22 protein-coding genes are annotated in these 24,669 nt (G+C 56.4%); 10 read left to right on the forward strand and 12 right to left on the reverse strand.

What is annotated here, in order from left to right; all coding sequences use genetic code 11:
* Window positions 1–91: 91 nt before the first annotated feature.
* From PGS25_RS04880 to PGS25_RS04900, 5 genes are all read right to left on the reverse strand, one after another.
* Entirely contained in the window at window positions 92–943 is an 852-nt protein-coding gene (locus PGS25_RS04880; RefSeq protein WP_117491843.1) for a helix-turn-helix transcriptional regulator, read from the reverse strand.
* Window positions 940–1,122 (reverse strand): hypothetical protein, encoded by a 183-nt coding sequence (locus PGS25_RS04885; RefSeq protein ID WP_270417862.1) that lies wholly within the window; start codon window positions 1,120–1,122, stop codon window positions 940–942. The genes PGS25_RS04880 and PGS25_RS04885 overlap by 4 nt, the downstream gene beginning before the upstream one ends.
* 143 nt (window positions 1,123–1,265) lie before the next feature.
* On the reverse strand, window positions 1,266–2,285 hold the full coding sequence (locus tag PGS25_RS04890) for a Gfo/Idh/MocA family oxidoreductase (RefSeq protein WP_270417863.1): 1,020 nt from the start codon (window positions 2,283–2,285) through the stop codon (window positions 1,266–1,268).
* 227 nt (window positions 2,286–2,512) lie between these two features.
* Window positions 2,513–2,701 (reverse strand): ferredoxin, encoded by a 189-nt coding sequence (locus PGS25_RS04895; protein WP_270417864.1) that lies wholly within the window; start codon window positions 2,699–2,701, stop codon window positions 2,513–2,515.
* 47 nt (window positions 2,702–2,748) lie between these two features.
* Window positions 2,749–2,907 carry a hypothetical protein gene (locus PGS25_RS04900; RefSeq protein ID WP_270417865.1) on the reverse strand — a complete coding sequence of 53 codons (159 nt, stop codon included), beginning with the start codon at window positions 2,905–2,907 and terminating at the stop codon, window positions 2,749–2,751.
* A gap of 171 nt (window positions 2,908–3,078) precedes the next feature.
* On the opposite strand from PGS25_RS04900, the gene PGS25_RS04905 reads away from it, so the two are divergent.
* Complete coding sequence (locus PGS25_RS04905; protein WP_270417866.1) at window positions 3,079–4,911, forward strand: NAD(P)-binding protein; 1,833 nt, start codon at window positions 3,079–3,081, stop codon at window positions 4,909–4,911.
* Window positions 4,905–6,668, forward strand: coding sequence for a [FeFe] hydrogenase, group A (locus PGS25_RS04910; RefSeq protein WP_118477943.1), 1,764 nt, complete (start codon window positions 4,905–4,907; stop codon window positions 6,666–6,668). Before PGS25_RS04905 ends, PGS25_RS04910 begins: the two co-directional genes overlap by 7 nt.
* 137 nt (window positions 6,669–6,805) lie before the next feature.
* Here the strand turns inward: PGS25_RS04910 and PGS25_RS04915 are convergent, their stop codons facing one another.
* Window positions 6,806–7,852, reverse strand: a complete 1,047-nt coding sequence (locus PGS25_RS04915) for a LacI family DNA-binding transcriptional regulator (RefSeq protein WP_118753455.1) — start codon at window positions 7,850–7,852, stop codon at window positions 6,806–6,808.
* 524 nt (window positions 7,853–8,376) lie between these two features.
* Here PGS25_RS04915 and PGS25_RS04920 point away from each other — a divergent pair.
* The 5 genes from PGS25_RS04920 (at window position 8,377) to PGS25_RS04940 (ending at window position 14,171) form a co-directional block, all read left to right on the forward strand.
* Window positions 8,377–9,384, forward strand: coding sequence for a sugar ABC transporter substrate-binding protein (locus tag PGS25_RS04920; protein ID WP_270417867.1), 1,008 nt, complete (start codon window positions 8,377–8,379; stop codon window positions 9,382–9,384).
* Window positions 9,385–9,652: 268 nt separating this feature from the next.
* A complete protein-coding gene (gene iolG, locus PGS25_RS04925) occupies window positions 9,653–10,663 on the forward strand; it encodes an inositol 2-dehydrogenase (RefSeq protein ID WP_270417868.1) in 1,011 nt (336 codons plus the stop codon).
* Window positions 10,664–10,775: 112 nt separating this feature from the next.
* A complete protein-coding gene (locus PGS25_RS04930) occupies window positions 10,776–12,437 on the forward strand; it encodes a solute:sodium symporter family transporter (protein WP_270417869.1) in 1,662 nt (553 codons plus the stop codon).
* 263 nt (window positions 12,438–12,700) lie between these two features.
* On the forward strand, window positions 12,701–13,489 hold the full coding sequence (locus PGS25_RS04935; RefSeq protein WP_118645790.1) for a TIM barrel protein: 789 nt from the start codon (window positions 12,701–12,703) through the stop codon (window positions 13,487–13,489).
* 265 nt (window positions 13,490–13,754) lie between these two features.
* Complete coding sequence (locus tag PGS25_RS04940; protein WP_270417870.1) at window positions 13,755–14,171, forward strand: YjdF family protein; 417 nt, start codon at window positions 13,755–13,757, stop codon at window positions 14,169–14,171.
* A gap of 23 nt (window positions 14,172–14,194) precedes the next feature.
* Here the strand turns inward: PGS25_RS04940 and PGS25_RS04945 are convergent, their stop codons facing one another.
* Together PGS25_RS04945 and PGS25_RS04950 are read right to left on the reverse strand one after the other, a co-directional pair.
* A complete protein-coding gene (locus PGS25_RS04945) occupies window positions 14,195–15,220 on the reverse strand; it encodes a YeiH family protein (RefSeq protein WP_118728736.1) in 1,026 nt (341 codons plus the stop codon).
* A 135-nt stretch (window positions 15,221–15,355) separates the two neighbouring features.
* On the reverse strand, window positions 15,356–15,751 hold the full coding sequence (locus PGS25_RS04950) for a pyridoxamine 5'-phosphate oxidase family protein (RefSeq protein WP_270417871.1): 396 nt from the start codon (window positions 15,749–15,751) through the stop codon (window positions 15,356–15,358).
* Window positions 15,752–15,925: 174 nt separating this feature from the next.
* Between PGS25_RS04950 and PGS25_RS04955 the strand changes: the two genes are divergently transcribed.
* Both PGS25_RS04955 and PGS25_RS04960 read left to right on the forward strand, forming a co-directional pair.
* Window positions 15,926–16,267 (forward strand): winged helix-turn-helix transcriptional regulator, encoded by a 342-nt coding sequence (locus tag PGS25_RS04955; protein ID WP_270417872.1) that lies wholly within the window; start codon window positions 15,926–15,928, stop codon window positions 16,265–16,267.
* Window positions 16,268–16,309: 42 nt separating this feature from the next.
* Window positions 16,310–17,218 carry an asparaginase gene (locus PGS25_RS04960; RefSeq protein WP_270417873.1) on the forward strand — a complete coding sequence of 303 codons (909 nt, stop codon included), beginning with the start codon at window positions 16,310–16,312 and terminating at the stop codon, window positions 17,216–17,218.
* A 133-nt stretch (window positions 17,219–17,351) separates the two neighbouring features.
* On the opposite strand, the gene PGS25_RS04965 is transcribed toward PGS25_RS04960, so the two are convergent.
* From PGS25_RS04965 to PGS25_RS04975, 3 genes are read right to left on the reverse strand one after another with little or no spacing between them, the layout of a single operon-like run.
* Entirely contained in the window at window positions 17,352–20,699 is a 3,348-nt protein-coding gene (locus PGS25_RS04965; protein ID WP_270417874.1) for an ATP-binding protein, read from the reverse strand.
* Entirely contained in the window at window positions 20,668–21,300 is a 633-nt protein-coding gene (locus PGS25_RS04970) for a DUF4194 domain-containing protein (protein ID WP_118360088.1), read from the reverse strand. Before PGS25_RS04970 ends, PGS25_RS04965 begins: the two co-directional genes overlap by 32 nt.
* Window positions 21,297–22,694 carry a Wadjet anti-phage system protein JetA family protein gene (locus PGS25_RS04975; protein WP_270417875.1) on the reverse strand — a complete coding sequence of 466 codons (1,398 nt, stop codon included), beginning with the start codon at window positions 22,692–22,694 and terminating at the stop codon, window positions 21,297–21,299. Before PGS25_RS04975 ends, PGS25_RS04970 begins: the two co-directional genes overlap by 4 nt.
* A 186-nt stretch (window positions 22,695–22,880) precedes the next feature.
* Between PGS25_RS04975 and PGS25_RS04980 the strand changes: the two genes are divergently transcribed.
* Window positions 22,881–23,096 (forward strand): hypothetical protein, encoded by a 216-nt coding sequence (locus PGS25_RS04980; RefSeq protein ID WP_270417876.1) that lies wholly within the window; start codon window positions 22,881–22,883, stop codon window positions 23,094–23,096.
* 282 nt (window positions 23,097–23,378) lie between these two features.
* Here PGS25_RS04980 and PGS25_RS04985 read toward each other — a convergent pair whose 3' ends face one another.
* On the reverse strand, window positions 23,379–24,329 hold the full coding sequence (locus tag PGS25_RS04985; RefSeq protein ID WP_270417877.1) for a calcium/sodium antiporter: 951 nt from the start codon (window positions 24,327–24,329) through the stop codon (window positions 23,379–23,381).
* Between the last annotated feature and the right edge of the window lie 340 nt (window positions 24,330–24,669).

A 24,669-nucleotide genomic window follows, 5' to 3' on the forward strand; every position in this document is an offset into this window, starting at 1 on the left:
GTCTTTTGTATACCATATCGTCTGTGCCGATACGCAGGGTTTTCGCCTGAGAGGCGAACGGAAAACCACCGTTTACACCCGGCAAGCAAACTCATTTGTGGAAAACATACTCTTTTCTGAAAGTCCTCGGCGCCATACCCACCGCCTTGGAAAACTGCGCATTGAAATGGCTCGGGTTGTCATACCCCACCTGCGATGCAATCCGTGTTACCGGCAAATCAGTTGTGATGAGCAGCGTCTGCGCTTCGCCAATCCTGCGGCGCAGAACATACTGCAGCGGCGAATATCCGGTCACTTCCTTGCAGATATGCGCCAGATAGTACGGACTGACGTGCAGCGCATCCGCCATCTGCTGCAGAGAAAATTCGTCCGCAAAATGCTTGTCGATGTAGTCCTTGATACGCTGTGCAAAGGCGTTGCCGCTGTGCGTACTGCCCTCGGCTGCGGTCGCGCGGAACTGCTGCACGAGCGTCAGGATCGCAAGCAGAAGATGATGCGCACCGTCGTCGTTGCCCTCGGTCAGCTCATCATAAAGCACGTCGTACAGATGCTCCAGCCGCACGGTCTGCGGCTCGGTCAGGCGGCACACCGGACACGAATCCTCCGCGATCAGCGTATTTTCGCGCAGTCCGGGCACAGCCAGTCCGCCAAGCGCCAGACTTGAGGTTGCTACCGGACGATCCGGTCCGGACGGCTCATCGTGCACGACGCGGCTGTTGAAGATGAACAGATCGCCGCGGCGTGCCTCATACGGCGTGCCGCCGACAAAATAGCGGCTCTCGCCGCCTCGCACGAGTACAATTTCCACTAAATCATCATGCGCATGCATAACACGCGGATGCGCCGACGCCTTCTCGTCCGTGCGGCTGACCGAAAACAGACGCGGCATCTGCGTCAGGCCGAATGGCGCTTCATATTCCTTTTTCACAAAGCATTGAATCATAAAAACGCTCCTTTTTCCTCAATTCCGCGGCAAAAGCGCCTTTCTGCGACGGAGATAGTATCCGCGAAAAAACAGCCGGTCGGGATAGCAATCCGGATACCAACCTCACCGACCGGCCCCGCCAGCGCAAACCAGATCAAACCTTTGGCGATACTGCCTTTTGTCAGATCGCGGTACATAGAATCACCTGCATACTAAGATAAATTTATTATAGCGCTCCTGCGGTGAAAACTCAATGCAGCGCTTCGCCCGCTGCAGCCCGGCAGGGCTGCGGATAAAAGAAAGCCTGCCACTACGGTGACAGGCTTTCTCTATGCTGATTTTATCGAATCGGCAGCATCTTGCCGGTCTCGAAGGACTCCTTGCAGCGGTAAGCAGCCTCGGAAACGGCGGTGCCGTCATAAACGGTGAGGTCAGCCGGCTTGGTGTTGTCGCGGACATGGCCGGTGAAGGCAACCATCTCGGCTACGAAAGCCTCGTGCCAGCGGCTCATGAAGTCCGGATAATACTCCTCGCGGGAGCCGTGCTCATCCACGATATTCAGCAGGTTCTTTGCGCCGACGTTTGCAATGCGCAGCGTGCCGTGGGTGCCAATGATCTCGGTCTCGACATTGCAGCCTGCGGCATGGGTGCGGTTGGTGAACATAAAGCCCATTGCGCCGTTCTCCATCTGGATGGTAGCAGCTGCGTTGTCCGCATCGTTCAGCTCCTTGTACAGATCGAACTCGAATACGCCGCCGATTGCCCATACATTCTTGACATCCGAGCCGGTGAACCAACGGATGAGGTCGATATCATGCACGCACATATCGAGGTACTGACCGCCGGAGTGCGGTGCAAACTTGAGGGTGGACTCGATAGTGGAGCGCGGGTCCTGCGTGTAGGAGCGAACCAGAACAACCTTGCCGATATCGCCGTTGTCGATCTTGCGCTTCGCCTCGGCGTAGGACTTGTCAAAGCGGCGCATGAAACCAAGCTGGAAGATCAGGTCGGGATGTGCTTCGATGACCTTCTCGGCAGCCTTGCACTGTGCAACATCCGTGCCAAGCGGCTTCTCGCAGAACACATGCTTGCCGTGGTTCATGGCAATTTCAATCTGCTGGCAGTGCAGGAAGGACGGGGAAACGATAACGATCGCGTCCAGCTCCGGATTCTTGCACATTTCCTCAAAATCGGTGTAAGTATTCGGCACGCCGAGCTCTGCCGCAACTTCCTTTACGCGGTTCGCATCTACGTCGCAGATGGCTGCCAGCTCACAGCCCGGAATCTGCGTTGCAAGGTTCTTTGCGTGCTCATAACCCAGACGACCCAGACCTACCGAACCAACCTTAACAGTTTTCATGGTATATTCTCTCCTTTTATATGTAACTCTCACTCTTACGCGGCGGTTTTGCCGCTCTCCATTTGATGATTCTATTGTAGCGTTTCGGGGGCTGAAAAAACAGAGCATTCTTGCGAAAAGAACGCCCCTATTCGCGGGATATGAGCGGGGCTCTCAGGCAAACTTTCAAATTCTTGCGGTCGATGCAAAAAGGCAGACCCAACGGTCTGCCTTTACGCTTACGTTGTTCAGCTGACATGAATGACGGCCACCGGACAGCCGCCTGCAGCCTCCTGCGCACCCGCCTGCTCCTCTGCGGTTTCCGGCTGATGATGGACTTCGGCAAGGCCGTCCTCCGCCATGTGGAACACGGAAGGACAGGTTCCTTCACACAGGCCGCAGGAAATACAGCCGCCTCGTTCGATTGTAATGTGCATACCGATACACTCCTTTCGGAGATTCAGTTTGCCCCGTTTCCGATGATTTATGCGTTCCTGCGCGCGAGACAGCGATGGCGGATACCGCCGAAGCCTCCTGCAGCTACGGCGCAGTCCTTCACGGTGATGGTCTGTCCCGGCCGGGCAAACTGCTCCACCCGATATACCTTATCTATATTCAGCGAACCGAAATTGATGATACGCATAGCTTCGCTCTCCTTCTCTTTTTCTGTCAGTATAGCATATCCATCCTCCAGCTGCCACTGCAAGCAGCTTTTATTGGTATTTTCTCCAAAATCACTGAGTTGCAATTGACTTATCCGCCCAAAAGTTCTATTATTTTTTATATGTTTTTACAAGAAAGGGAGGGGACTTTTTTGAGTCGTTTATCCATTGAAACGCCGGGCAAGGCTGAGACCGTCATTGCCGGCTTGTACCGCGATATCGAGCGGCGCATCAGCGCCAGTCCTCCGGGTCTGTGTCCGGTGGATATGTCGCTGTCGTTCCTGCGTCTGTGCCATGCACAGACCTGCGGCAAATGTGTTCCGTGCCGCATCGGTCTGGGACAGCTGACCACTCTGCTCGAGCAGGTGCTGGACTCCACCGCAACACCGGAGACCATTGACCTGATCGAGAAAACCGCCCGTGTCATTCAGGATACGGCGGACTGCGCCATCGGCTATGAGGCTGCCCGCATGGTTCTGCAGGGCGTGCAGGGCTTCCGCGATGACTACCTCTCCCATGTGGAAAGCGGCCGCTGTCTGTTCGGCTGGGATCATCCGGTACCGTGTGTAGCACTGTGCCCTGCCGGTGTGGATATTCCGGGCTACATTGCACTCGTGCGTGCCGGCCGCTACAACGACGCCGTGCGCCTGATCCGCAAGGACAACCCCTTCCCGACCGTATGCGGCTATGTCTGCGAGCACCCGTGCGAAGCACACTGCCGCCGCAGCATGGTGGACGATGCGGTCAACATCTGCGGCATCAAGCGCTTCGCGTGCGACCACGCGGACAACACCACGCCGCCGGATTCCGCACCCTCGACCGGCAAGCGAATCGGCATCATCGGCGGCGGACCGGGTGGTCTGTCGGCAGCGTATTTCCTGTCGCTGATGGGTCATCAGGTCGTAGTCTATGACCAGCGTCCCAAGCTCGGCGGTATGCTGCGCTACGGCATTCCGGATTATCGTCTGCCGCAGGACAAGCTGGATGCGGATATCGACTTCATCCTGTCCACCGGCATTGAGGTGCACACCGGCGTTTCCATCGGCCGCGATATTTCGTTCGCTGAGATTGAGAACCAGTACGACGCGGTTTACATCTCCATCGGTGCGCATAACGACAAGAAGATCGGCATTCCCGGCGAGGACGCAGTCGGCGTACACTCCGCGGTGCAGCTGCTCCGCGACATCGGCGAGGGCCGCGTGCCGGACTTCAAGGGCAAGCGCGTCTGCGTCATCGGCGGCGGCAACGTGTCGATGGATGCAACCCGAACCGCAATCCGTCTCGGTGCCTCCGCAGTAACGTGCGTCTACCGCCGACGCGTGACCGATATGACCGCACTCGCAGAGGAGATCGAAGAAGCACAGAGCGAAGGCTGCCAGATTCTCTCACTGCAGGCGCCCGATCACATTGAGACCGATGAAACGGGCCGCGTTACCGCTCTGTGGACACGTCCGCAGGTCATCGGTGCCTACGGCAAGGACGGTCGTCCGCGTCCCTATGATGCCGATCAGCCGCTGCTCCGCACACCGTGCGATGTCGTTATCGTAGCCATCGGCCAGTCCATCGACGCAAAGCCGTTCGAGCAGATCGCTCCGGTCGTGCGCGGCAAGATTCAGGCCGAATCCGACGCATTTGTGCCGAACACCCCGCATGTATTCGCGGGCGGCGATGCCGTTACCGGTCCGGCGACCGTTATCCGCGCGGTAGCCGCCGGCAAGGTGGCTGCAGCCAACATTGACGCGCACCTCGGCTTCCGTCACGTTATCAAGAGCAATGTTGAGATTCCGGCACCGCATCTGACCAATATGCCGGCCTGCGGCCGCATCGAGCTGCGCAGCAGACCCGCCGAGGAGTGCGTCGGCAACTTTGATCTGGTAAAGTGCGGCATGACCGAGCAGGAGGTTCATCAGGAGACCTCCCGCTGTCTGCGCTGTGATCACTTCGGCTACGGTATTTTCAAGGGAGGGCGTTCTTCTAAATGGTAAATCTGACGATCAATTCTATTCCGGTGACTGTACCGGAAGGCACCACCATTCTGGATGCCGCCGCCTCTGTCGATATCGAAATCCCCAGCCTGTGCTACTTAAAAGAGCTGAACGAAATCTCCGCCTGCCGCGTCTGCTGTGTTGAGGTAGAGGGCGAGGGCAAGCTGGTTCCCTCGTGCAACAACGTTGTGCGTGAAGGCATGGTCATCCACACCAATTCTCCGCGTGCACTTGAGGCGCGCCGTGTCAATATGGAGCTTATCCTCTCGCAGCACGACAACAAGTGCGCGACCTGCATCCGCTCGGGCACCTGCCAGCTGCAGAAGATCGCAAACGATATGGGCATTCTGGGTGTTTCCTACCCCACCGACCTCGCACACGGCAAAAAGGCCGACTGGACGACCACGTTCCCGCTCTACCGCGATGTAAATAAGTGCATCAAGTGCATGCGCTGCATTCAGGTATGCGACAAGGTGCAGTCGCTGTCCGTCTGGGATATCAGCGGCTCTGGTGCGCGCACCACCATTGATGTTTCGGAAAACCGCGTAATCAAGCAGGCGGACTGCTCGCTGTGCGGTCAGTGCATTACGCACTGCCCGACCGGCGCTCTGCGCGAGCGCGATGACACGCAGAAGGCGTATGCTGCGCTCGGTGATCCGGACCGCGTGACCATTGTGCAGATTGCTCCGGCCGTGCGTGCTGCATGGGGCGAAGCCTTCGGCATGCCGACCGGCAAGGCAACTGTCGGTCAGCTGGTGTCCGTTCTGCGCAAGCTGGGCGCGGATTATGTGTTCGACACCACGTTTTCCGCCGATCTGACCATCATGGAGGAGGGCACCGAGCTGCTCCAGCGTCTGCAGGCGGGCGATCTGGACAATCAGCCCATGTTTACCTCGTGCTGTCCGGGCTGGGTGCGCTTTTTGAAGTCGCAGTTCCCGGAAATGACCGGTCGCCTGTCCACCGCCAAGTCGCCGCAGCAGATGTTCGGCGCGGTCGGCAAGACCTGGCTGGCACACAACCTCGGCGTGGATGCGGACAAAATTTACAGCATCTCCATCATGCCGTGCATCGCAAAAAAGGCCGAGCGCGAGCTGCCGAGCATGGATTCGGCCGGTCACGGCAGCGATGTCGATCTGGTCATCACCACCCGAGAGCTGGCGCGCATGGCGCGTGCCGAGCACCTTGATGTGGAAAACATCGCGGAATCCGCGTTTGATTCTCCGCTGGGTGACGGCACCGGCGCAGGCGTTATTTTCGGCGCGACCGGCGGCGTCATGGAGGCTGCGCTGCGTTCGGCGTACTTCCTCACCACCGGCGAAAATCCGTCGCCGGATGCGTTCCGCGAGGTACGTGACGACGGCACGATCTCTCCGCTGCCGTGGCGCGAAGCGACGTTCGAGCTGGCAGGCCGGACTGTGCGCTGCGCGGTAGCGAGCGGACTGGGCAACGCACGTCAGCTTCTGCGCTCGCTGCAGCGCCGTGAGGTACACTATGAGTTTGTGGAGATCATGGCATGCCCGGGCGGCTGTGCCGGCGGCGGCGGTCAGCCGGTGGACGGCACCGACCGCGAAAAGGCCGCCGACCGCGGCAAGGTTCTGTTCCGACTCGATCAGAATGCACCGCTGCGTTTTTCGCATGAAAATCCGGCGGTTCAGGCACTGTACCGCGAGTATCTGGATGAGCCGTGCTCGCACAGAGCGGAGGAGCTGCTGCATTGCGACCATTTCGCCTGGCAGATGCCGCAGAATCCGCGATAAAAGCCGGTTCTGCAATCCCGTAGGGCGGACTGCCCTCAGCCCGCCTCATTTGGCGGAGTTCTTATCGCATAACGACAAAAACACCCCGAACAAGCAAAAAAGACGCTGTATCAGCTTGATACAGCGTCTTTTTTGCGTTATTCGATATTCTGTGCGCAGATAATGGAAATTTCCGACCCCTTATTACTGTTTTCCGGCTGAATATTCTTCTGCAGCAGGTCTGCGAGCAGACGCAGCGGCTGGCTGCCCTGCCGGAACATATCCTGTGTGATGGTCAGATCAAGCGAGCCGTCGAGCAGCATTTGCTTGCGGCGCAACGACATATCATGTGCGATCACACGCACCTGCTGATCCATGCCTGCAGCTTTGAGCGCGTCCACGCAGCCGGTAACGCTGCGGTTTGCCATATAGATGGCCGCCGGCGGATTGTCCGACTGCAGTGCTGCCGTGACGCGGTTATAGGTCAAACGGTAGTCGTTATAGGTCTCCTCAATCTCGATCTGCGAGGAAGAGAAGCCCTTTTTCTTCAGATGCTCGCAGAAGCCGTCTAAACGGGTGCGGTGGCCGTCGTACTCCAGATTGCCCGCCATCGCCAGCACACGCGCGTTTTTCGGCACGCACTTGCTGAGCAGCTCGGCGGCGATACGGCCGCTTTGTGCGTAATTTTGACCCACAAAGCACAAACGGCGGCTGTTCGGCAGATCCGAGTTGAACGTGATGCACGGAATGCCCTGTTCGGCCAATTCTCCGATGCGTGCTTCGATCGAAATATCATTTAATGCACACAGTGCGATGCCCTGCGCGCCCCAGTTTACCAGCTCGTCCAACAGTTCGATGGTCTCGCGCGGAATATCTGTATCACAAGTGCACACACGCACCTCAACATCGCGCTTTTCCAGCTCAGAACGCGCAGCCTGAATGCCTCTCGGGACGTCCTCGTGGAACGGTCCGCTCCAGTTTGGCAAAAGCACACCCAAACGCACAGGTTTGAGCGGCAGCTTTGCCTCTGCGGCCTGCCGATGCGCCTCCTTCGGAGAAAGATAACCGGTCTCCTGAATGGCATTCAGCACGCGCGCACGCACATCCGCGCGCACATACGAACGATTATTTAATACACGGTCTACCGTGCCGCGGGAGACGCCCGCAAGCTCGGCAACCGTTTGAATGGTTGGTCTTTTGTTCATAATCCTTCACCTTTTCGTAATTGCTCTTTATACTATCCTGCATCTCTCTGCGATGTTTCTTTTCTCTGTGCTTATTATACCATATTTCTGTGCTTTGTGAAGACGCAATCTGTGCTTTCCTTCTTTCTGTGCATTTGCACATACAGTTTTCGGTACGAATTTCCCGATATATCCGGTGTTTTATGCTCTATTTTTCATTTTTTCAAAACCATGTGCGATATTCTGTGTTTTTCACAGAATGTGTGCTTTGTGCGACATATACAATTGCACACACCAAACCTTGTGACCACCCTCGCTTTCCACATATTTGTTTTGTATTTCTCAGTTTATACGCATTTACACGCATTTTATCCATTTATTTTGACGTTATTTCCATTTTAACGATTTTCACACCGGCAAATTACCTGTTGACACTCCCGTACCCGCTCGCTATAATAAGCACATAAACAGCACAGAGCACACAATCGCACAGTGCTGAAAGAGAGGCAAGAGAAGAAAAACGAGAAAAGAAAGGGAGACACACTATGAAAAAGAGACTGTTAGCAGCCCTGCTCACCAGCGCCCTCGCACTCAGCCTGACCGCTTGCGGCGGCGGCACCGATTCTTCCGCAGCCGACGGCGGCGACACCGCCTCCACCCATGACGGCCCGTACAAGATCAGCATGGTGCTCAAGACCAACGCTGCCGAGTTCTGGAACATTGTTCAGGCAGGCGCTGAGGCATATGAGGATGAGCACCCGGATCAGGTCAGCCTGGACATCAAGGGCCCTCCGGCTGAGACCTACTACGAGGAGCAGCTCAACACCATCCAGACCGACCTTGCGGTTGAGTCCTACGATGGCTACCTGATCGCTCCGCTGCAGTCCGAGGCTGTTGCAACCGCTATCGCAAACACCGACAAGCCGGTCGTAGCATACGATACCCGCATTGATTCCGATAAGTGCCTCGCATTCGTCGGCACCGGCAACAAGGAAGCAGCCAAGGAAGGCGGCAAGGCCGCTGTTGAAGCTGCAAAGGCAGCCGGCTGGACCGATATCAAGTGCATCGAGATCGCAGGCGTTCAGGGTGACGCAACCAACACCGCCCGCATGGAAGGCTACCGCGAAGGCGTAAACGAAGCTGGCGGCGAGTTCCTTGATAACGAAACCCAGTACGCTAACGCAACCGCTGACCTCGCTGTAACCGCGATGGAAGGCATCATGAGCAAGTATCCGGAAGGCGTTGCCATCATCTGCTCCAACAACGACGATATGGCGCTGGCAGCTGCCCGTACCGCAAAGGACAATCCGAACTATGCAAAAACCATCTTCCTCGGCTTTGACGGCCAGAAGTCCGCAGTAGAAGCCGTTCTGAACGGCGAGCTGACCATGACCGCTGCACAGAACAACTTCGACATCGGCTACAAGGCAGTTGAGACCATCGTGAAGATCCTGAACGGCGAGGAGTACGGCGACGTAGACACCGGCACCGAGATCATCACCAAGGACAACGCACAGGCTCGTCTGGACAACTTCGCAAACTGGCTGAAATAATTCCTTGAAATGCACGCATTTCAAGGAGATGGGAAACACCGCGGCTTTGCCGCGGATGATTCCCGGGCGAAAATCAGCGCGTCGCACAGCGGCACACCGATTTTCTTACTTGTAAAAAAACGCAGATACATGCTCCGCGTTTTTTTGTGAAGGCAACGCCTTCACGATTTAATACCGCCTGCGGCGGAAACTATGTATGGAAACGCGCTCCAACGCTTCATACAAACCTCTCTTTTTATTCCAAATGTTCATTTAAGGAGGAACACCCATGAAAGTAGGTATTATCGGTGCGGGTCGTATCGGTAAGGTACACGCAAAGAACATTTCCATGTTCGTACCGGAGATGGAGATCAAGACCATCGCTGACCCGTTTATGAATGAGCAGACCGAGGCATTTGCCAAGTCCTGCGGCATTCCGAACACCACCAAGGACGCAAACGACATTCTGAACGATCCCGAGATCGAGGCAGTGCTCATCTGCTCCTCTACCGACACCCATTCCAAGTACATCATCGAGGCTGCTCACGCAGGCAAGAACATCTTCTGCGAGAAGCCGATTGATTATGATCTGGAGAAGGTTCACGCTGCCATCAACGCAGCCAAGGAATCCGGCGTAAAGCTGCAGATCGGTTTCTGCCGCCGCTTCGACCACAACCACCGCGCAGTTTACGACATGGTTCGTGACGGCAAGGTCGGCAAGGTCAACATCATCAAGATCTCCTCCCGCGATCCGGAGCCGCCTCCGGTATCCTATGTCAAGGTTTCCGGCGGTATCTTCTACGATATGATGATCCATGACTTCGATATGGCCCGCTTCCTCGCAGGCAGCGAAGTTACCGAGGTAAATGCAGTTGGTTCCGTTCTGGTCGATCCGGGCATCGGTGAGGCCGGCGACGTTGATACCGCGCTCGTTACCCTCAAGTTCGCAAACGGCGCGATCGGCGTGATCGACAACAGCCGCAAGGCAGTTTACGGTTACGACCAGCGCGTTGAGGTATTCGGCTCCGAAGGCTGTGCCGAGGACCAGAACGACACCCCGAACACCGCTGTTCTGTCCACCGCAGACGGCGCGGTACACGGCGTAGCCTACAAGGTAATGTGGGACCGCTACACCGGCGCATTCGTTGCAGAAATGCAGGCATTCGCAGATGCCGTTATCAATGACAAGGAGACTCCGGTTACCGGCGAGGACGGTCTGTATCCGGTACTGATGGCAGCTGCTGCTACCAAGTCTCTGCATGAGGGCCGTCCGGTCAAGATCTCCGAGATCGAGGCTTAATCACAGCTTCATTTTCACACCACGCACACAGTCTAAGCAATGTGCTAAAACCGTTGGTGCGCTATGCACCAACGGTTTTTTTCTACAAATTGAGGGAGTTAGAACAGAGAAAATGATATTCACTTGCGTAACCTTTGTATTTTTTACGATTTTAGTTGCGGTCATCTCCTACGTCAAGACCAAGGGCGATGACCAGACCACCGCCGACGGCTATTTTCTGGCAGGACGCGGTCTACCGGGCATTGTCATTGCAGGCTCGCTGCTGCTGACCAACCTCTCCGCAGAGCAGCTTGTCGGTACGAACGGACAGACCTGGGCGATCGGCATGAGCCCGATGGCATTCGAGGTCATGGCAGCCACCGCGCTGATCGTGCTGGCGCTGTTTGCCGCGCCGCGCTATCTCAAAAGCGGCATCACCACCATCCCGCAGCTGCTCGGCGAGCGCTACGACCGACCCACCAAGCTGTGGTTCTCCATCGCGTACATTATTCTGTACCTGTTCGTGCAGATTCCGGTCATTCTGTACTCCGGTTCGCTGGTATTTGAAAACATTTTCAACCTGTCCGGCACGCTCGGCATTACTAAGTTCCAGTCTATTGTTATTCTCTGCATTCTGATCACCATCATCGGTTCGATCTACGCCATCTTCGGCGGTTTGAAAGCGGTTGCGGTATCGGATACCATCAACGGCGTCGGTCTGCTGATCGGCGGACTGATGATCCCGTTCCTCGCGCTCAACGTGCTCGGTCATGCCTCCGGCAGCGACAGCGGCGTTGCCATCATGGACGGCGTGCGCTACCTGATCCACAACCACGCCGATATGCTCAACTCCATCGCACCCGCGCAGAGCGAAGCACCGGCGGTTCCGTGGCCGACCGTGTTCCTCGGTCTGGTATTCCTCGGCTTCCAGTCCTGGTGCACGCATCAGTCGTTCATCCAGCGCGTGCTCGCTGCTGAAAACCTCAAGGAAGCGCAGAAGGGCGCACTCTACTGCGCATTCCTGAAAATCCTCGGCTTTATGTTCCTCGCTCTGCCGGGTGTTATCGCTTACGCGATCTTCAACATCGAGGGCACGCAGGTTTCCATGATGGACGACGCATATCCGGCACTGATCACCCGCGTTGTACCGCAGCCGATCATGGGCTTCTTCGCCGCTGTTATGTTCGGCGCGATCCTGTCCTCGTTCAACTCGGTGCTCAACTCGGTAAACACCATGTTCACGATGGACATCTACAAGGAATTCATCAACAAGAACGCCAGCGATAAAAAGCTGGTCTCGGTCGGCAAGAATATCGGCATTGTGTTCGCAATCTTCTCGATGATCGTCGGTCCGATGGTCTACTTCTTCCCTGCCGGACTCAAGACCTTCCTCGATTCGTTCGTTATGCTGGTCGGTCTGCCGGTCCTGTCCGGTGTATTCGGCGGCTTCTTCTTCAACTGCCTGCCGAAGTACAGCGCACGCTTCATCATGGTATTCCACATCATCTGCTATGGCGGCTTCATGCTCCTGTCTCCCAGCTATTCGCTGTTCGGCGGCAACGAGGGCACCGTGCACTATCTGTACGCTGTATCCGTTCTGTGGCCGCTTGAAATGCTGATCATGTACCTCATGCACCGTCACAATAAACGCAAGGGTGCTGAGGTTTGGGTACAGGAGGACGTCGGCGCGGTAGACCTGACGCCGTGGAAGTACCGCAATATCGTCAGCGTGATCGTTATCGTGTGCGTTGTGCTGGTTTATCTGGCATTCTCGCCGCTCGGAATCGGCGCGTAACCCGTTTTAATTTTTACAGAACAGCGTATTGCATATCCGATACGCTTGATGTATCATCAAATCACAAGAGTATAGCAATTCAGATAAATAATGCGACAAAAGTAGCGGATGCAGCGCGTAAAGGGTAAGGAAGTTTTGCGCAGCTATGCTGTCGCATAGCAAGCGAAAGTGACGATGCTATTTGCGTGCTGTGTGCGCGCACTTGTTGCAGTATTTGTCTGAATTGCTATGATTGAAACAAGAAAATTTGGAGGTAATTTATTATGGCACTGAGAAAATGCGCTTGCATCGATACCCTTTACACCGAGCTGGACTGGCTCGACCGTTTCCAGGCTGCAAAGAACGACGGCTTTGAGGCCGTAGAGTTCTGGGACTGGCGTATCCGCGATCTGGATGCGACCCGCGAGGCTGCTGAGAAGGCCGGCATTGCAATTTCCGGCTTCAACGGTGATGCGGACTACTCGCTCGTAGACCCGACCCACAAGCAGAAGTATCTGGACTACCTGAAGGAGTCCATCGCGGCGGCTAAGAAGGTTGGCGCAGCCAGCGTTACCATCCACTCCAACGCACTGGGTGATGGCGGCATTGTAGTAAACCACTACGATAACCTTTCCCACACCGTAAAGCTGTGCTCGATGTACGACACGCTGCTCGCCTGCGCTGAGCTGGCCGAGAAGGAAGAGATCAACCTCAACCTCGAGGCGCTGAACATCACCACCGACCACGTCGGCAACTTCCTCGCTACCACCCAGATGGGCGCTGAAATCGTTCGTCTGATCGGCTCTCCGCGTCTCAAGCTGCTGTATGATGTATACCACATGCAGATCAACGAGGGCTGCATCTGCGATACCATCTCCAACTACGGCGACACCTTCGGCCACATTCACGTTGCTGATGCTCCGGGCCGTCATGAGCCGGGCACCGGTGAGATCAACTATAAGAAGGTTATCCGTCACCTCGAGGAGTGCGGCTACACCGGCCGTGTCGGCTATGAGCTGTTCCCGCTGACCGATACCGCAGCTGCCGTTAAGGCCATCATGGAAAACGCCTAAATCTCTCTTTCCTTCAAGTCCCTGTGCTGTATGGTACAGGGACTTCTGTTATACTATGAGGCAGGCATATCGAACCCGCAAATCAAAATCTTCAACCGCATCCTGCATTTCCATGCTATAATAAAACTGCAAAGATAAAAACGCAACATGCACTCCGTGCACCAGAGCCGGTAGGTAGCCCGGCCGTCCTGCTTTTGCAGGGTAAGTAACCTGCCCCTCCGGGTTGTCCATTCTTTGTTCATTTATTTTTCAGGAGGGAAAAACAATGGACAAAGTAATTGGCAAACTGACCGTATTTTTTGAGGACCCGTTCTGGGTCGGTGTATTCGAGCGGATCGAAAACGGCAGGTTATCCGCGGCAAAGGTAACCTTCGGCGCAGAGCCAAAGGAGCCGGAGCTGCTGATTTACCTGCTGCGGCACTACTACCGATTGCAATTCAGTCCGGCTGTTGAGACTGCCATAAAGCCTGCACACCGCAATCCCAAACGGGCACAGCGGGAAGCCGGACGGCAGACCGCGCCAATCGGCATCGGCACCAAATCGCAGCAGGCGCTGCAGCTCCAGCAGGAGCAGAACAAGCAGGCGCGCAAGCGCCGAAGCCGTGCGCGCAAACAAGCCGAGGCCAAACGGCTTTATACACTCAAACAGCAGCAAAAACGCGAAAAGCACAAAGGACATTAGTCCTTTGTGCTTTTTCATTCCGCTTAGAGAAAACCAAGCAAATGCTGCATTGCAATGCTGACGCACGCAATAGCGACCCAGCAGCAGAAGCCCATGAAAATCGGCTTGCCGCCGGTCTTGACCAGCTTTACGATATTGGTATTCATGCCGATAGCCGCCATTGCCATGACGATAAAGAACTTGGACAGCGTCTTGAGCGGCGTAAACACGCCTGCCGGTACGCCGACCGTGGTGCACACCGTGGTGATGATGGACGCGAGCACGAAGTACAGGATAAACATCGGGAACGCGCGCTTGAGCGAGAAGGCTTCGCCGCCCCTGCTCTGCTCGGTCTTGGCCTTGTGGGTGCGCCACAGCGCCAGCACGAGCGTGATCGGGATGATCGCCAGCGTGCGCGTCAGCTTGACGATGGTGGCAATTTCCAGCGTATTGCTGCCGTGAATGCCGTCCCACGCGGAAGCGGCTGCCGTTACGGACGAGGTATCGTTGACCGCCGTGCCCGCAAACAGGCCGAAACCGTGGTCGGTCATGCCGAGCATGCCGCCGAGCGTCGGGAAGGTCAGCGCCGCGATGACGTTGAACAGAAAAATGACCGAGATGGCCTGTGCGATCTCCTCATCGTCCGCGCCGATGACCGGAGCGGTTGCCGCGATTGCCGAGCCGCCGCAGATGGACGAGCCGACACCGACCAGCGTCGAGATGTTGGACGGTACCTTCATTGCCTTGCACAGCACGAACGACACGATCAGCGAGGTGCCGATCGTCGAAACGATGATGGGCAGCGACTGTGCGCCGACCTTGGCAATCTCGGACAGGTTAAGACCGAAGCCGAGCAGGATAACCGCGTACTGCAGCACCTTTTTCGAGGTAAAGCCGATGCCCGGCTGCACCTTGGTCTTGTCCTTCCAGAACAGTGTGAGCACCATGCCGATCAGGATGGAGAATACCGGTCCGCCGACAACCGGCACCGCCTGTCCCAGCAGCCATGCCGGAATCGCAATGCACAGGCACAGCAGCAGTCCGGCGCCGTTTTTCTTGATGAAATCCATTGTTTGACCCCCTTATTAAACCGAATATCAGTATACACTATCTCGGCGGCGCAGTTCAATACTTAGTTCGGCAAAGTGCAAAAGAAATCAGCCTGTACGCTGTGTATAGGCTGATTCAGAGGGTTTCAGCAGATTTTAGAATTCATACGGCGGATTTCCGGAGAAATCAGCGATACTGCCGTGTGCATCCTCGAGATAGAACACCTCGAAGATCGGGTTGGTCGCCTCGCCGTACTGGCTCTTGACGATCGGATTTGCGATGCACATCTCCTTGGCAGCCATGTTGTTCTCGAAAACAGCCTTGCCGTGCAGGCGAATCCATGCGTACTTCGGGCTGGAAACCGAGATTTCGATCTCCGGGTTGCTCTGCATATCCTTGTAAACGTCCTTAGTGTTGTTCGTGCAGAACCACAGCTTGCCGTCCATCTCACCCGAAAACATGAACGGGCGGCACTTTGCCTTGCCGTCACGGCCTACGGTTGCCAGATACTGTACCGGATTCGCCTGCAGAAATTCTACGACCTTGCTCATGATAAATACCTCCATGAAAATTTTATTTTCTTTTTCTATATTGGGATTGCTTTTCCCTTTCGGTGATTCTATAATAAAGCCGTAGTGCCAATCTGTAAAGTAAGCACAATATTGTGGTGTAGTTACCCAAAAGATACTATTGGCGCAAATCGCGTTAACAAGGAGGTTTTTCTCATGGAACTGACCGAATCGACCGCAAAAAAGGAGCTGCCCGCCTGCCCTGTCGAGACCACACTGACGCTCATCAGCGATAAATGGAAGGTGCTCATCCTGCGTGACCTGATGAACGGCACCCTGCGTTTCGGCGAACTGAAAAAGTCCATCGGGCACGTCACACAGAAGGTTCTGACCGCACAGCTGCGCCAGATGGAGCAGAGCGGCCTGCTGACGCGCAAGGTCTACGCCGAGGTGCCGCCGCGCGTGGAATACACGCTGACCGAACTCGGGTACAGCCTGAAACCCGTGATGGACGCCCTGTGGAAATGGGGAGAAAATTATCAGGCGCAGTGCCGTTAATCCGGCTTTCTATCCGTAAAAACAACTTTCAGGAGGAAAATCATGCCTCATATTTTAATGATCGCCACCGGCGGCACGATTGCGTGCTGCGAGACCGCACACGGTCTTTCCCCCGCTCTGGACAGCGCCGCACTGCTCGGCGCACTGCCTGAACTGTCTGCGCTGTGCACAGTCGAAACGCTCGATCTCATGCAGCTGGACTCGACCGACGTGACCGCCGCCGACCGTCAGCGCATGGCCCAGGCGGTCTGGCAAAACCGCGAGAAATTCGACGGCTTTGTGCTCACGCACGGCACGGATACGCTCGCATACACCGCTGCGCTGCTCACCCACCTGCTGCCGCATTTCGATAAGCCGCTCGTGCTGACCGGCTCCATGCTGCCGATGGGCGTGCCGGACTCGGATGCGCCGCGCAATCTGCTGGATGCATTCCGCACTGCGGCAGACGGACGCGCAGGCGTGTACGCCGTGATGAACGGTCAAATTCTGCACGGCAGCCACGTTTTCAAGCAGCATTCGACTGAGATTGACGCATTTCTCTCGGCAAATGCCGCACCGGCAGGCGAAATCCGTGAGAGTGAAGTACACTGGAACACACCTGCGCCTGTACCCTCCGGTGAACCGAAACTCGTAGAACAAATCGACACCCACATCCTTCCGGTGCGCCTGACCCCCGATCTCGACCCGTCATTCTTCTCCGTGCTGCTCGGCTACCCCAAGGTCGTACTCGAAGCCTTCGGTGCAGGCGGCGTACCCGCCCGTCTGGAATCCGCCGTGCGCGACCTGATCCAAAGCGGTACGCGCGTGTATATCACCACGCAGTGCCCGGAAGGCGGCGTGCACCTGCACAAATACGAGGTTGGACGCCGTGCCGAAGCACTCGGTGCGATTTCTCTCGGCAGCCGTACCTTCGAGGACGCGCTCGGCGCACTCATGTGCGGTGAATTGTAAGATGTTCTGCCCGCAAAGTACAATAGAGTCAGAATAGCCAGCCGTATAGAAGGACTTCGCCTGTCTAACGGGGCAGCCTGTCCGAAATCACACAAAAATCCCGCCTTCTCACGCGAGAAAGCGGGATTTTTCTTTACTGTGCATTCTCCTTACTGAACGGCAGAATGTGCATCCGATACTTATGCTTATCGACCAGCAGCGTGCGGTCAGCGATCGGCATGATATCCGAAACCTTATCCGGCGGGGTGCAGATGATCGCCTGCAGACCCATTTTGCGCAGCAGACGCACGCTTTCGATGATGCGTTCGCTGTCCATTTTGTTGAACGCCTCATCGAACACGACCAAACGCACGGTGTTGCCAAAGCTGGACGTATCGCTCACGCGATACAGCTGTGCAAACGACGCCAGAACCGCGATATAGAACGGCGTCTGCGTCTCGCCGCCCGACTTAGTGTTGAGCGTCTGCGACAGCAGCTGCTTGGAGCCGTTCTGATCGGTGGTCTCCAGATCGAACTTCAGATAGGTGCGGAAGTCGGTGTACCGCTCGATGTTCTCCTGCAGCTCACTCTGCTTGCGGGCGTTGAGCTGGGTATCGTCTGCCATGGTGATCTGGCTGAACAGCTTGTCGATCAGCGGACCGTATTTCTCCTGAAACTGTGCGGAAAACAGCGTAATATCGCCTTCCATCAGCTCCGGCGCCATAATCATGTCGTAATATTCGGCGTAATCCGGATTGCGGTCCACGCGGAACTGGTAGCTGTCCGTGCCGAACTGCGCCTGCCGCAGTGCCCGATTGAGGTTCTTGACCTGATCCTGCACCTGCTCGATGCTGCTTTTCAGCCTGGACAGGAAGTCGTTCTGGAACTGCTCCATCGCACTCTCGCGTGCGGCACGGATTTTGGTGCGGTACTGCGGCAGCTCGCTTTCCTCGAGCACACGGCGTTCCGCATCGAACTCCGCATTGTCATCTGCCTCCACGCGGAACGAGCACGGCCCAAACCTCTCGACATATTCTCGGCGCGCCCGCAGGAGTGCCGCGCGGGCGTTCTCCATCTCGTTGACAACCTGTGCATGGTGGCTGCTGAAATTGCGGTACACGATATCCGGCCGGTGCAGACGCTCCAGCTCCTGCCGGTAGCGCGGCAGACCGATATCGTCGCGGTAGGTCTCCGAGAAGGTTTCCGCCAGCCTGCGCTCCATTTCGGTGCGGCTGCGGTACTGCTCGGGCAGGATTTCCTCGTCCAGCTGACGAATACGCTCCTCCAGCCTTGCCTTGTGTGCGATCTGCACCTCGCGCTGATGACTCAGCGCCGCAATCTCGTCGCTGATCTCGACAATCAGCTGCTTCTGCTGATCCAGCCACAGCAGGTCGAGATGGGAAACCTGCTCGTCGATCGCGTTGATCTCCTCCTCCAGTTCCGCGCGGTACAGAAAATCCGCCTGCCGCTGCGGTACGATGTTTCGCACATAATATGGTGTCAGCATGGGCGCTTTCTGCTGAGAAACTGCCTGCCAGATGGGTTTCCGGTGCGAAATCTCGGTCTGCAGGCCAGCGGCCTCCTCCTCCAGACGAGCGATACGCAGCGTGACCGCATGACGGCCGATGAACGCATCCTCCATACGGTCTCTGCGAAGCGCACGCGCCACATAGCCCTGATACAGCATACCCTCATCTGTGATAGCGGTTCGATGCCCGCGCAGCTGCTCAACCGTGTCACAGCACATCACGCGTCCGAGCAGATAATCCATGTAGGTTCGCGCAAGTGCGTTCCCAGTCTCCACCTTTTCCGCGAGACTGCCGCTCTGCGGGTCGATATGCTCACGCTCGCGCAGCGTGCCGATATCGACCAGACCGTAGGCGTTCAGGCTCTTTTCCCACTTGAGTTTGTTGTAAATACGCAAAGCCTGCTCGTAATATGCCGGTTCAACCAGAAAATAAAACTTCTGGTTGTTGAGATAGCCTTCCACGGCACCGCGCCAGCGCTCATCTTCAATTTCCAGCACATCCGCGAGAATATCTACCGCAACCGGCGCTCCCGCCTGCTGCTCCAGTTCCTCCGCCAACTTGGCACGGAACGGCAACAGTCCGCGCGGATAGTCCTTGATGTTCCTGCGCAGATCGGCAAGTGCAGTCTGCTTTTCGGTCAGCTGATGCTGCAGCTCTGCAACCTTATCGCCAAGCTGATGCGCCGCCTTCGCCAGCGCGTCCGACAGGGCCGCTGCCGCCTGCCGGGCGTCCTCGAATACGGTCTGCTCCTGACCGAAGATCGCGCATTCGCCGCTCGACAGCCGTGCGTAGGTGCGCTGCACCTGCTCTGCCGCCTGCTGCACCGGAACGAGCACATCCTCGGCGTCCCATGCAAGCGCGGTCTCGCACAGGTGCGTCAGCCGCAGCGCCTCCCGCTTGATCTCGAGTGCGTCGCGCTCCATCTCCTGCACCAGCTTGCTCTGCTCGGTCAGCAGCGACTGCTTCTGGTTGCCCAGCCGCTCGCGCTCCTGATAGGTGTCGCTCTGCGCATAATCGCGGTCCAGCTGACGGCGGCGTTCCTCCTTCGCCTGCACCTGCCCGGCCAAATCCTCTATCGCGGTGTCCGCCGCGGTCAGCTCGGACAGGCAGTTTCGCTTTTCCTGCTCGCGGCTGTCGATCTGCGCCTGCATGTCCTCCTTCTGCGCCCACTGCACAAGGAAGGACTGCACGCGCCAGCGGTCCACCGAGCGCGTCATTTCGCGGTACAGAGTGCTGATCTCCTGCAGCGCGGTCAGCTTTTCCTCCTGCTGCTGCGCCAGCTGCTCGTGCCGCTTGTAGTTGCGGATGTTCTGCTGCATGGCTTCGATGTCCGGCTTATCCGGAATATCGCAGATATTTTCGGTGATAAACTGCTGAATATCCACGATTGGACGGAACGACACCGCCTTTTTCATCATGCGGAGCACCTGCTCGTTGTGCACGTTCCACCGCGAGAGCATATTGCGGCGGTACTCCCACTGGGTATCGTACACCTCGGCGCGGGAGAAATTCTGCTTGAGGAATTTGCGCAGATCGTGAATATCCATCGCCTCGCCGTCCTCGACAAAGCAGTTTTCCGGCAGTTTTCCGACATAGATAAAGAAATGATCGTGGCGGCTGCCGTCACTGCGGCAGTCGAACATCACGCCGCACACGAAACTATTGTGTTCCACATCGTCCTCAAACTCGCAGACAATATAGGTCGAAAAGTCCTTGCCTCGGCGGGAATACGGGTTATTCTCGTCCATATCGGCACGCAGATAGCCGTCCAGCGTGCGCTGTGAGCGCTCATTCGCCGCCAGATTGAAGTTGCGCGCATTGGTCTCACCAAGCAGAACGATCTGCAGCGCATCAATTACCGTGGACTTGCCGGCGCCGTTTTTGCCGGTCAGGAAGTTCACGTCACCGACCTCGATGACCTCCTTGCTGAAATACAGCCAGTTAATCAGCAGAATCTTCTTCAGTTTCTTCATCGGCGGTCTCCTCCTTTCGCAGCACGGCTGCGACCTCATTCAATCGTTCGCTCGAAACGGCAGTCTGAATGGTCGGCAGGATGGCAAATCTGCAGTCAGCCTGATTAAATTTTCCCTCGATGCGCTGCAGAATCGAGTGGTTTTCAAACACGGTCAGCGCCCGCTTGACCTCCTCCATATTCGGCTTAGCCGGCAGGATGGCGTAGTCGGTTACGACCTTTTCGAGCACCTCGCGCACGGTGCAGAGCGCGTCCTGCTCGAGTCCCAGGCGCTCCTGGCTTTCGTCGTACAGCATGCGCAGGGCAAGCAGAATCGCGGTTTCGCGCTTGGACAGGATGCACCTGTTGGCTTCATCCGTGTTCAGTACATAAAAGTAGCCGTTTATGTCGTCGCGCCGCAAATCCCAGTCGAGCAGGCTGAGATACTCGCGCACGGACTCATAATGAATGGATAAAAAAGTGTAGTCCGGGTTGCTCACCCGTCCCCTGCCCGGACGGTACAGCGTGCGCACCACATAGGTGCGGCTGAGCAGCTGATTGCACACCGCTTTGAACTGCTCCAGCTCCTTTGCGGTAGCGGTATTCAGAAATTCCAAATTCATTCGTTGTTCTCCTTCCGGCTGATCTGCAGTTCCGGAATAGCATAGCCGTTTTCCCGGCGTTCGCCGTCCAGCTCCTGCACCGTGAAATCCGCCGAGCGGTCGCTGCCGGTCAGCACCGCCAGCAGGCTCATCACATAGTCCTTATCATTCTTGAGCGGAATATCCTCCGAGCGGCACACATCGCTTTCACCGAGCCAGCCCTGCACATACGCCGCGATGGCGCCGCGGCCATACTCCGAGCGCAAAAGTGCAGCCGCCTTTGCGGCGGCTGCCGTATCCGCTTCGGTTTCCTGCACGAGCACAGGCGCGGCCTTTGTCCGCTTGCCCGGACGCTTGCGGTACCACAGGCTGCTCTCGGACAGGCAGGTCTGCTCATACAGCCGGAACACCGGCTGAATCGTGTCCACCAGATCGGCGGCACGCCGGTTGCGCGACAGCGCGGTCAGCACCGTGTGCAGATTGCCGCGGATATTCTGATCTCGGTTGGTCAGGTTTTCGATCTTCTGCGTAGCCGCACGCGTGTAGCGGCGCACCTGTGCATCGATCTCATCCAGATAATCGCGCTCGAGATTGTCGTAGCACTCCTGTATCCAGTAAATTTTGCGAAGAAGATCGGCGCGGCAGTTCTCCGGCGTGTCCCCTCGGCGGTCAGCCAAAGCGGCATTCGCCATGGCGATGAGCAGATCATCGTTCTCCGCCCAGTCTGTCAGCACATTTTGTATCGGCACACGGTATTTCGGCACGGAATCCTTGATCTTGAGCGGACGGATGTACGCCTCCATCACCTTCTGCCCGAAATCATCAAAGTGCGATGCGAGCACTTCCCCGATATTGTGCATGTCGATCTGCATCTGAAAATAATGCTTGACGTTGTGATATACCATCTGCAGCAGGTTGATAAGCGCGCGCGTGTTGTCATATGCGCCGTAGACAGCAGCCATTTTGTCATACACGCTGTCCGACTCATGCGCGACCTTGAGCGTGGAATAAGTGCCGAACACATATGAATAGCCGCGTGCAGGCGTGTCCTCGCGCAGCGCGTGGAACAGCTCGAGCAGACGGCTGCTGTAGCCCGGAACCGTAATGTATTCCCGAAAATCTGTGCCGCGCTCCTTTTCAAACCAGCCCTTGCTGCCCAGCTTGCGGATGAGGAAACGGGCACGGCCGGAAATATCGCGCAGCTCATCCTCGTCGATGTCCTCGCCCTCGAAAGTAGCCTCGGCCAGCTGCTGCTCCAGTCTGCTCCGCAGCATGGAATACAGCATATCCTCGGGCAGCTTCAGCTTTTCGCGGTACGCCGTGTACAGCACATCGAGCGCATCCGCGTACAGCGCACGGTTCGGTGACGCCAGCGGTGAAAACAGCTCGTCCGGCACGGCTTCAAAAAATTTCATGTCCTCTATCCTCCTCTGCGGCGCAAAACGATAGATTCGGCACGCAAATTGCTTTTCTATACAAAAATATTATACAATTTTCGAGGAAAAATTACAATGATGAAATCCGTTTCCCGCGTATTGCACCGCTGTCCGCCGCATGATAAGATAATGCCGTAGCTCTCATGCAAGGAGAATCATCGTTTCATGGCACAGACCAAACACAAGGGCGGTCTGGCGGACAAGCTGATTTTATTCGCGCTGCCGCTTGGTGTGGCCGGTGTGCCGATTGCGACCGTTATCTCCAATGTGCTGAGCACAGGCATGGTTCTCACTCACCTTGCCCGCCGGAATGACGATTTTGCGTTACAATTAAGGCAACACCCGACAGGAATATCCTATCGGGTGTTTTTCTATGTCTAAGAGAGATTTTATCGCGGGTTTGGTGCTGAACACGCGGATATCCATCCGTTCACCTTTCGGGGCAGCGCGCCAAGTCTGAGACGCCCCCTTCTTCTCAACGGCAGCACTGCGAATCGGCTTGTCTACGTTCTTTTCTCCGAAAGTCATGGTAAATTTTTCTCTGCCGTTCCCTATATGGAAGCGGTCGCCGGTCTCTGACCTGCGCCAGACTAAGAAATAAAGGGTGGAAACCTTGGTATCCACCCTTGTGCCCCTGCCGGGCAGGCAAGAGACCGCGATACCTTATCGCATAATAAGATACACCGTATAGACAGCATACATTGCCACCATGGCGATACCCGGCACACGTCCGAGCTTGCCCTTGCGCGCCGGCAGATAAAATACCGCGCTGATGGCAATCAGGAACAGACAGTCAACGATAGAGGTCGCCTGTACCGGAATCGGCGTGATAACCGACGAAACGCCGAGAATCAGGAAAATATTAAACAGGTTTGAGCCGATAACATTGCCCATTGCAATGTCGTTCTGTCCCTTGCGTGCAGCCACGATGGAAGTAACAAGCTCAGGCAGACTGGTGCCCATGGCCACAATGGTCAGACCGATGAGCGTTTCACTCAGGCCGAACATACGAGCAATGCCGGTCGCGCCGTTTACGGCCAGCTGACCGCCGATCACGATGCACGCCAGACCGAGCAGGATATTCACCCAGATCATCGCAGCGGACATGGGTGCTTCCGCTTCCTCGACCTCAGCTTCTGCAGCTGCGGCAGCAAGCTGCTCGCGGTTCTGCAGTGCGGTGCGGATCTGGTGCGTCAGAATGAATGCGAATATAATCAGCAGTACAACGCCTTCCCAACGGGCGATGGTCAGGTCGGGTGCGATGGCGCCCAACAGCAGCACAGACGCGAGAATGGACAGCGGCCAGTCACGGCGGAGCAGCGTCTTATCCATCACAAGCGGACAGACAGCGGCGGACAGACCGGCCACCACCAGCAGATTAAAAATGTTCGAGCCGACAACATTGCCGACCGCAATCTCGTTTGCACCGCGCAGGGCTGCGGTGACACTGACCGCCAGCTCCGGCATGGACGTGCCGAACGCAACGATGGTCAGGCCGATCAGCAGCGGTGATACGCCCAGCTTGCGCGCCAGTGCGGATGCACCCGCAACAAACTTATCCGCACCCCAGATCATAAGTGCAAAGCCGATCACCAGAAATACAAATGACAGCATACCGTTTCCTCCTTCGTTTCCGGAAAATCTCGGGCAGCACCGCTCTATTACGGCAATGCCCTTATCCCCAACAGTGTACATGCTTACGCGGGAGTTTTCGCTCGATTTCCGGCTGCAGAGCACAAAAAAAGACTTTTACCGCATACTGCGGTAAAAGTCTTGCTGCTTACGGCTCGGTACGGATTGACTTTTCGTCAATCGGGCTTGTCGGCACCGACCACGCGCTCTCGCGTGAGCTACTCCCTTTTACAGTAACTATCATATGGGAAAAAAAGCGATTAGTCAAGCCGAACTTGTGGAAATGTACACAATCTTTACGGGACAACCCCTTATAGCAGTT

The sequence above is a fragment of the Butyricicoccus sp. AM78-15b2TA genome (assembly GCF_027665985.1).
GTDB classification, from domain to species: Bacteria; Bacillota; Clostridia; order Oscillospirales; family Butyricicoccaceae; genus Agathobaculum; species Agathobaculum butyriciproducens.

Coding starts and splice junctions, on each gene's coding strand:
- PGS25_RS04910 (WP_118477943.1), top strand. CDS start 4,905: ATGGTAAATCTGACGATCAATTCTATTCCGGTGACTGTACCGGAAGGC.
- PGS25_RS04985 (WP_270417877.1), bottom strand. CDS start 24,329: ATGCTGTCATTTGTATTTCTGGTGATCGGCTTTGCACTTATGATCTGG.
- PGS25_RS04885 (WP_270417862.1), bottom strand. CDS start 1,122: ATGTACCGCGATCTGACAAAAGGCAGTATCGCCAAAGGTTTGATCTGG.
- PGS25_RS04895 (WP_270417864.1), bottom strand. CDS start 2,701: ATGCACATTACAATCGAACGAGGCGGCTGTATTTCCTGCGGCCTGTGT.
- PGS25_RS04965 (WP_270417874.1), bottom strand. CDS start 20,699: ATGAAGAAACTGAAGAAGATTCTGCTGATTAACTGGCTGTATTTCAGC.
- PGS25_RS04915 (WP_118753455.1), bottom strand. CDS start 7,852: ATGAACAAAAGACCAACCATTCAAACGGTTGCCGAGCTTGCGGGCGTC.
- PGS25_RS04920 (WP_270417867.1), top strand. CDS start 8,377: ATGAAAAAGAGACTGTTAGCAGCCCTGCTCACCAGCGCCCTCGCACTC.
- PGS25_RS04980 (WP_270417876.1), top strand. CDS start 22,881: ATGGCACAGACCAAACACAAGGGCGGTCTGGCGGACAAGCTGATTTTA.
- PGS25_RS04975 (WP_270417875.1), bottom strand. CDS start 22,694: ATGAAATTTTTTGAAGCCGTGCCGGACGAGCTGTTTTCACCGCTGGCG.
- PGS25_RS04960 (WP_270417873.1), top strand. CDS start 16,310: ATGCCTCATATTTTAATGATCGCCACCGGCGGCACGATTGCGTGCTGC.
- PGS25_RS04935 (WP_118645790.1), top strand. CDS start 12,701: ATGGCACTGAGAAAATGCGCTTGCATCGATACCCTTTACACCGAGCTG.
- PGS25_RS04930 (WP_270417869.1), top strand. CDS start 10,776: ATGATATTCACTTGCGTAACCTTTGTATTTTTTACGATTTTAGTTGCG.
- iolG (WP_270417868.1), top strand. CDS start 9,653: ATGAAAGTAGGTATTATCGGTGCGGGTCGTATCGGTAAGGTACACGCA.
- PGS25_RS04880 (WP_117491843.1), bottom strand. CDS start 943: ATGATTCAATGCTTTGTGAAAAAGGAATATGAAGCGCCATTCGGCCTG.
- PGS25_RS04890 (WP_270417863.1), bottom strand. CDS start 2,285: ATGAAAACTGTTAAGGTTGGTTCGGTAGGTCTGGGTCGTCTGGGTTAT.
- PGS25_RS04955 (WP_270417872.1), top strand. CDS start 15,926: ATGGAACTGACCGAATCGACCGCAAAAAAGGAGCTGCCCGCCTGCCCT.
- PGS25_RS04945 (WP_118728736.1), bottom strand. CDS start 15,220: ATGGATTTCATCAAGAAAAACGGCGCCGGACTGCTGCTGTGCCTGTGC.
- PGS25_RS04940 (WP_270417870.1), top strand. CDS start 13,755: ATGGACAAAGTAATTGGCAAACTGACCGTATTTTTTGAGGACCCGTTC.
- PGS25_RS04970 (WP_118360088.1), bottom strand. CDS start 21,300: ATGAATTTGGAATTTCTGAATACCGCTACCGCAAAGGAGCTGGAGCAG.
- PGS25_RS04950 (WP_270417871.1), bottom strand. CDS start 15,751: ATGAGCAAGGTCGTAGAATTTCTGCAGGCGAATCCGGTACAGTATCTG.
- PGS25_RS04900 (WP_270417865.1), bottom strand. CDS start 2,907: ATGCGTATCATCAATTTCGGTTCGCTGAATATAGATAAGGTATATCGG.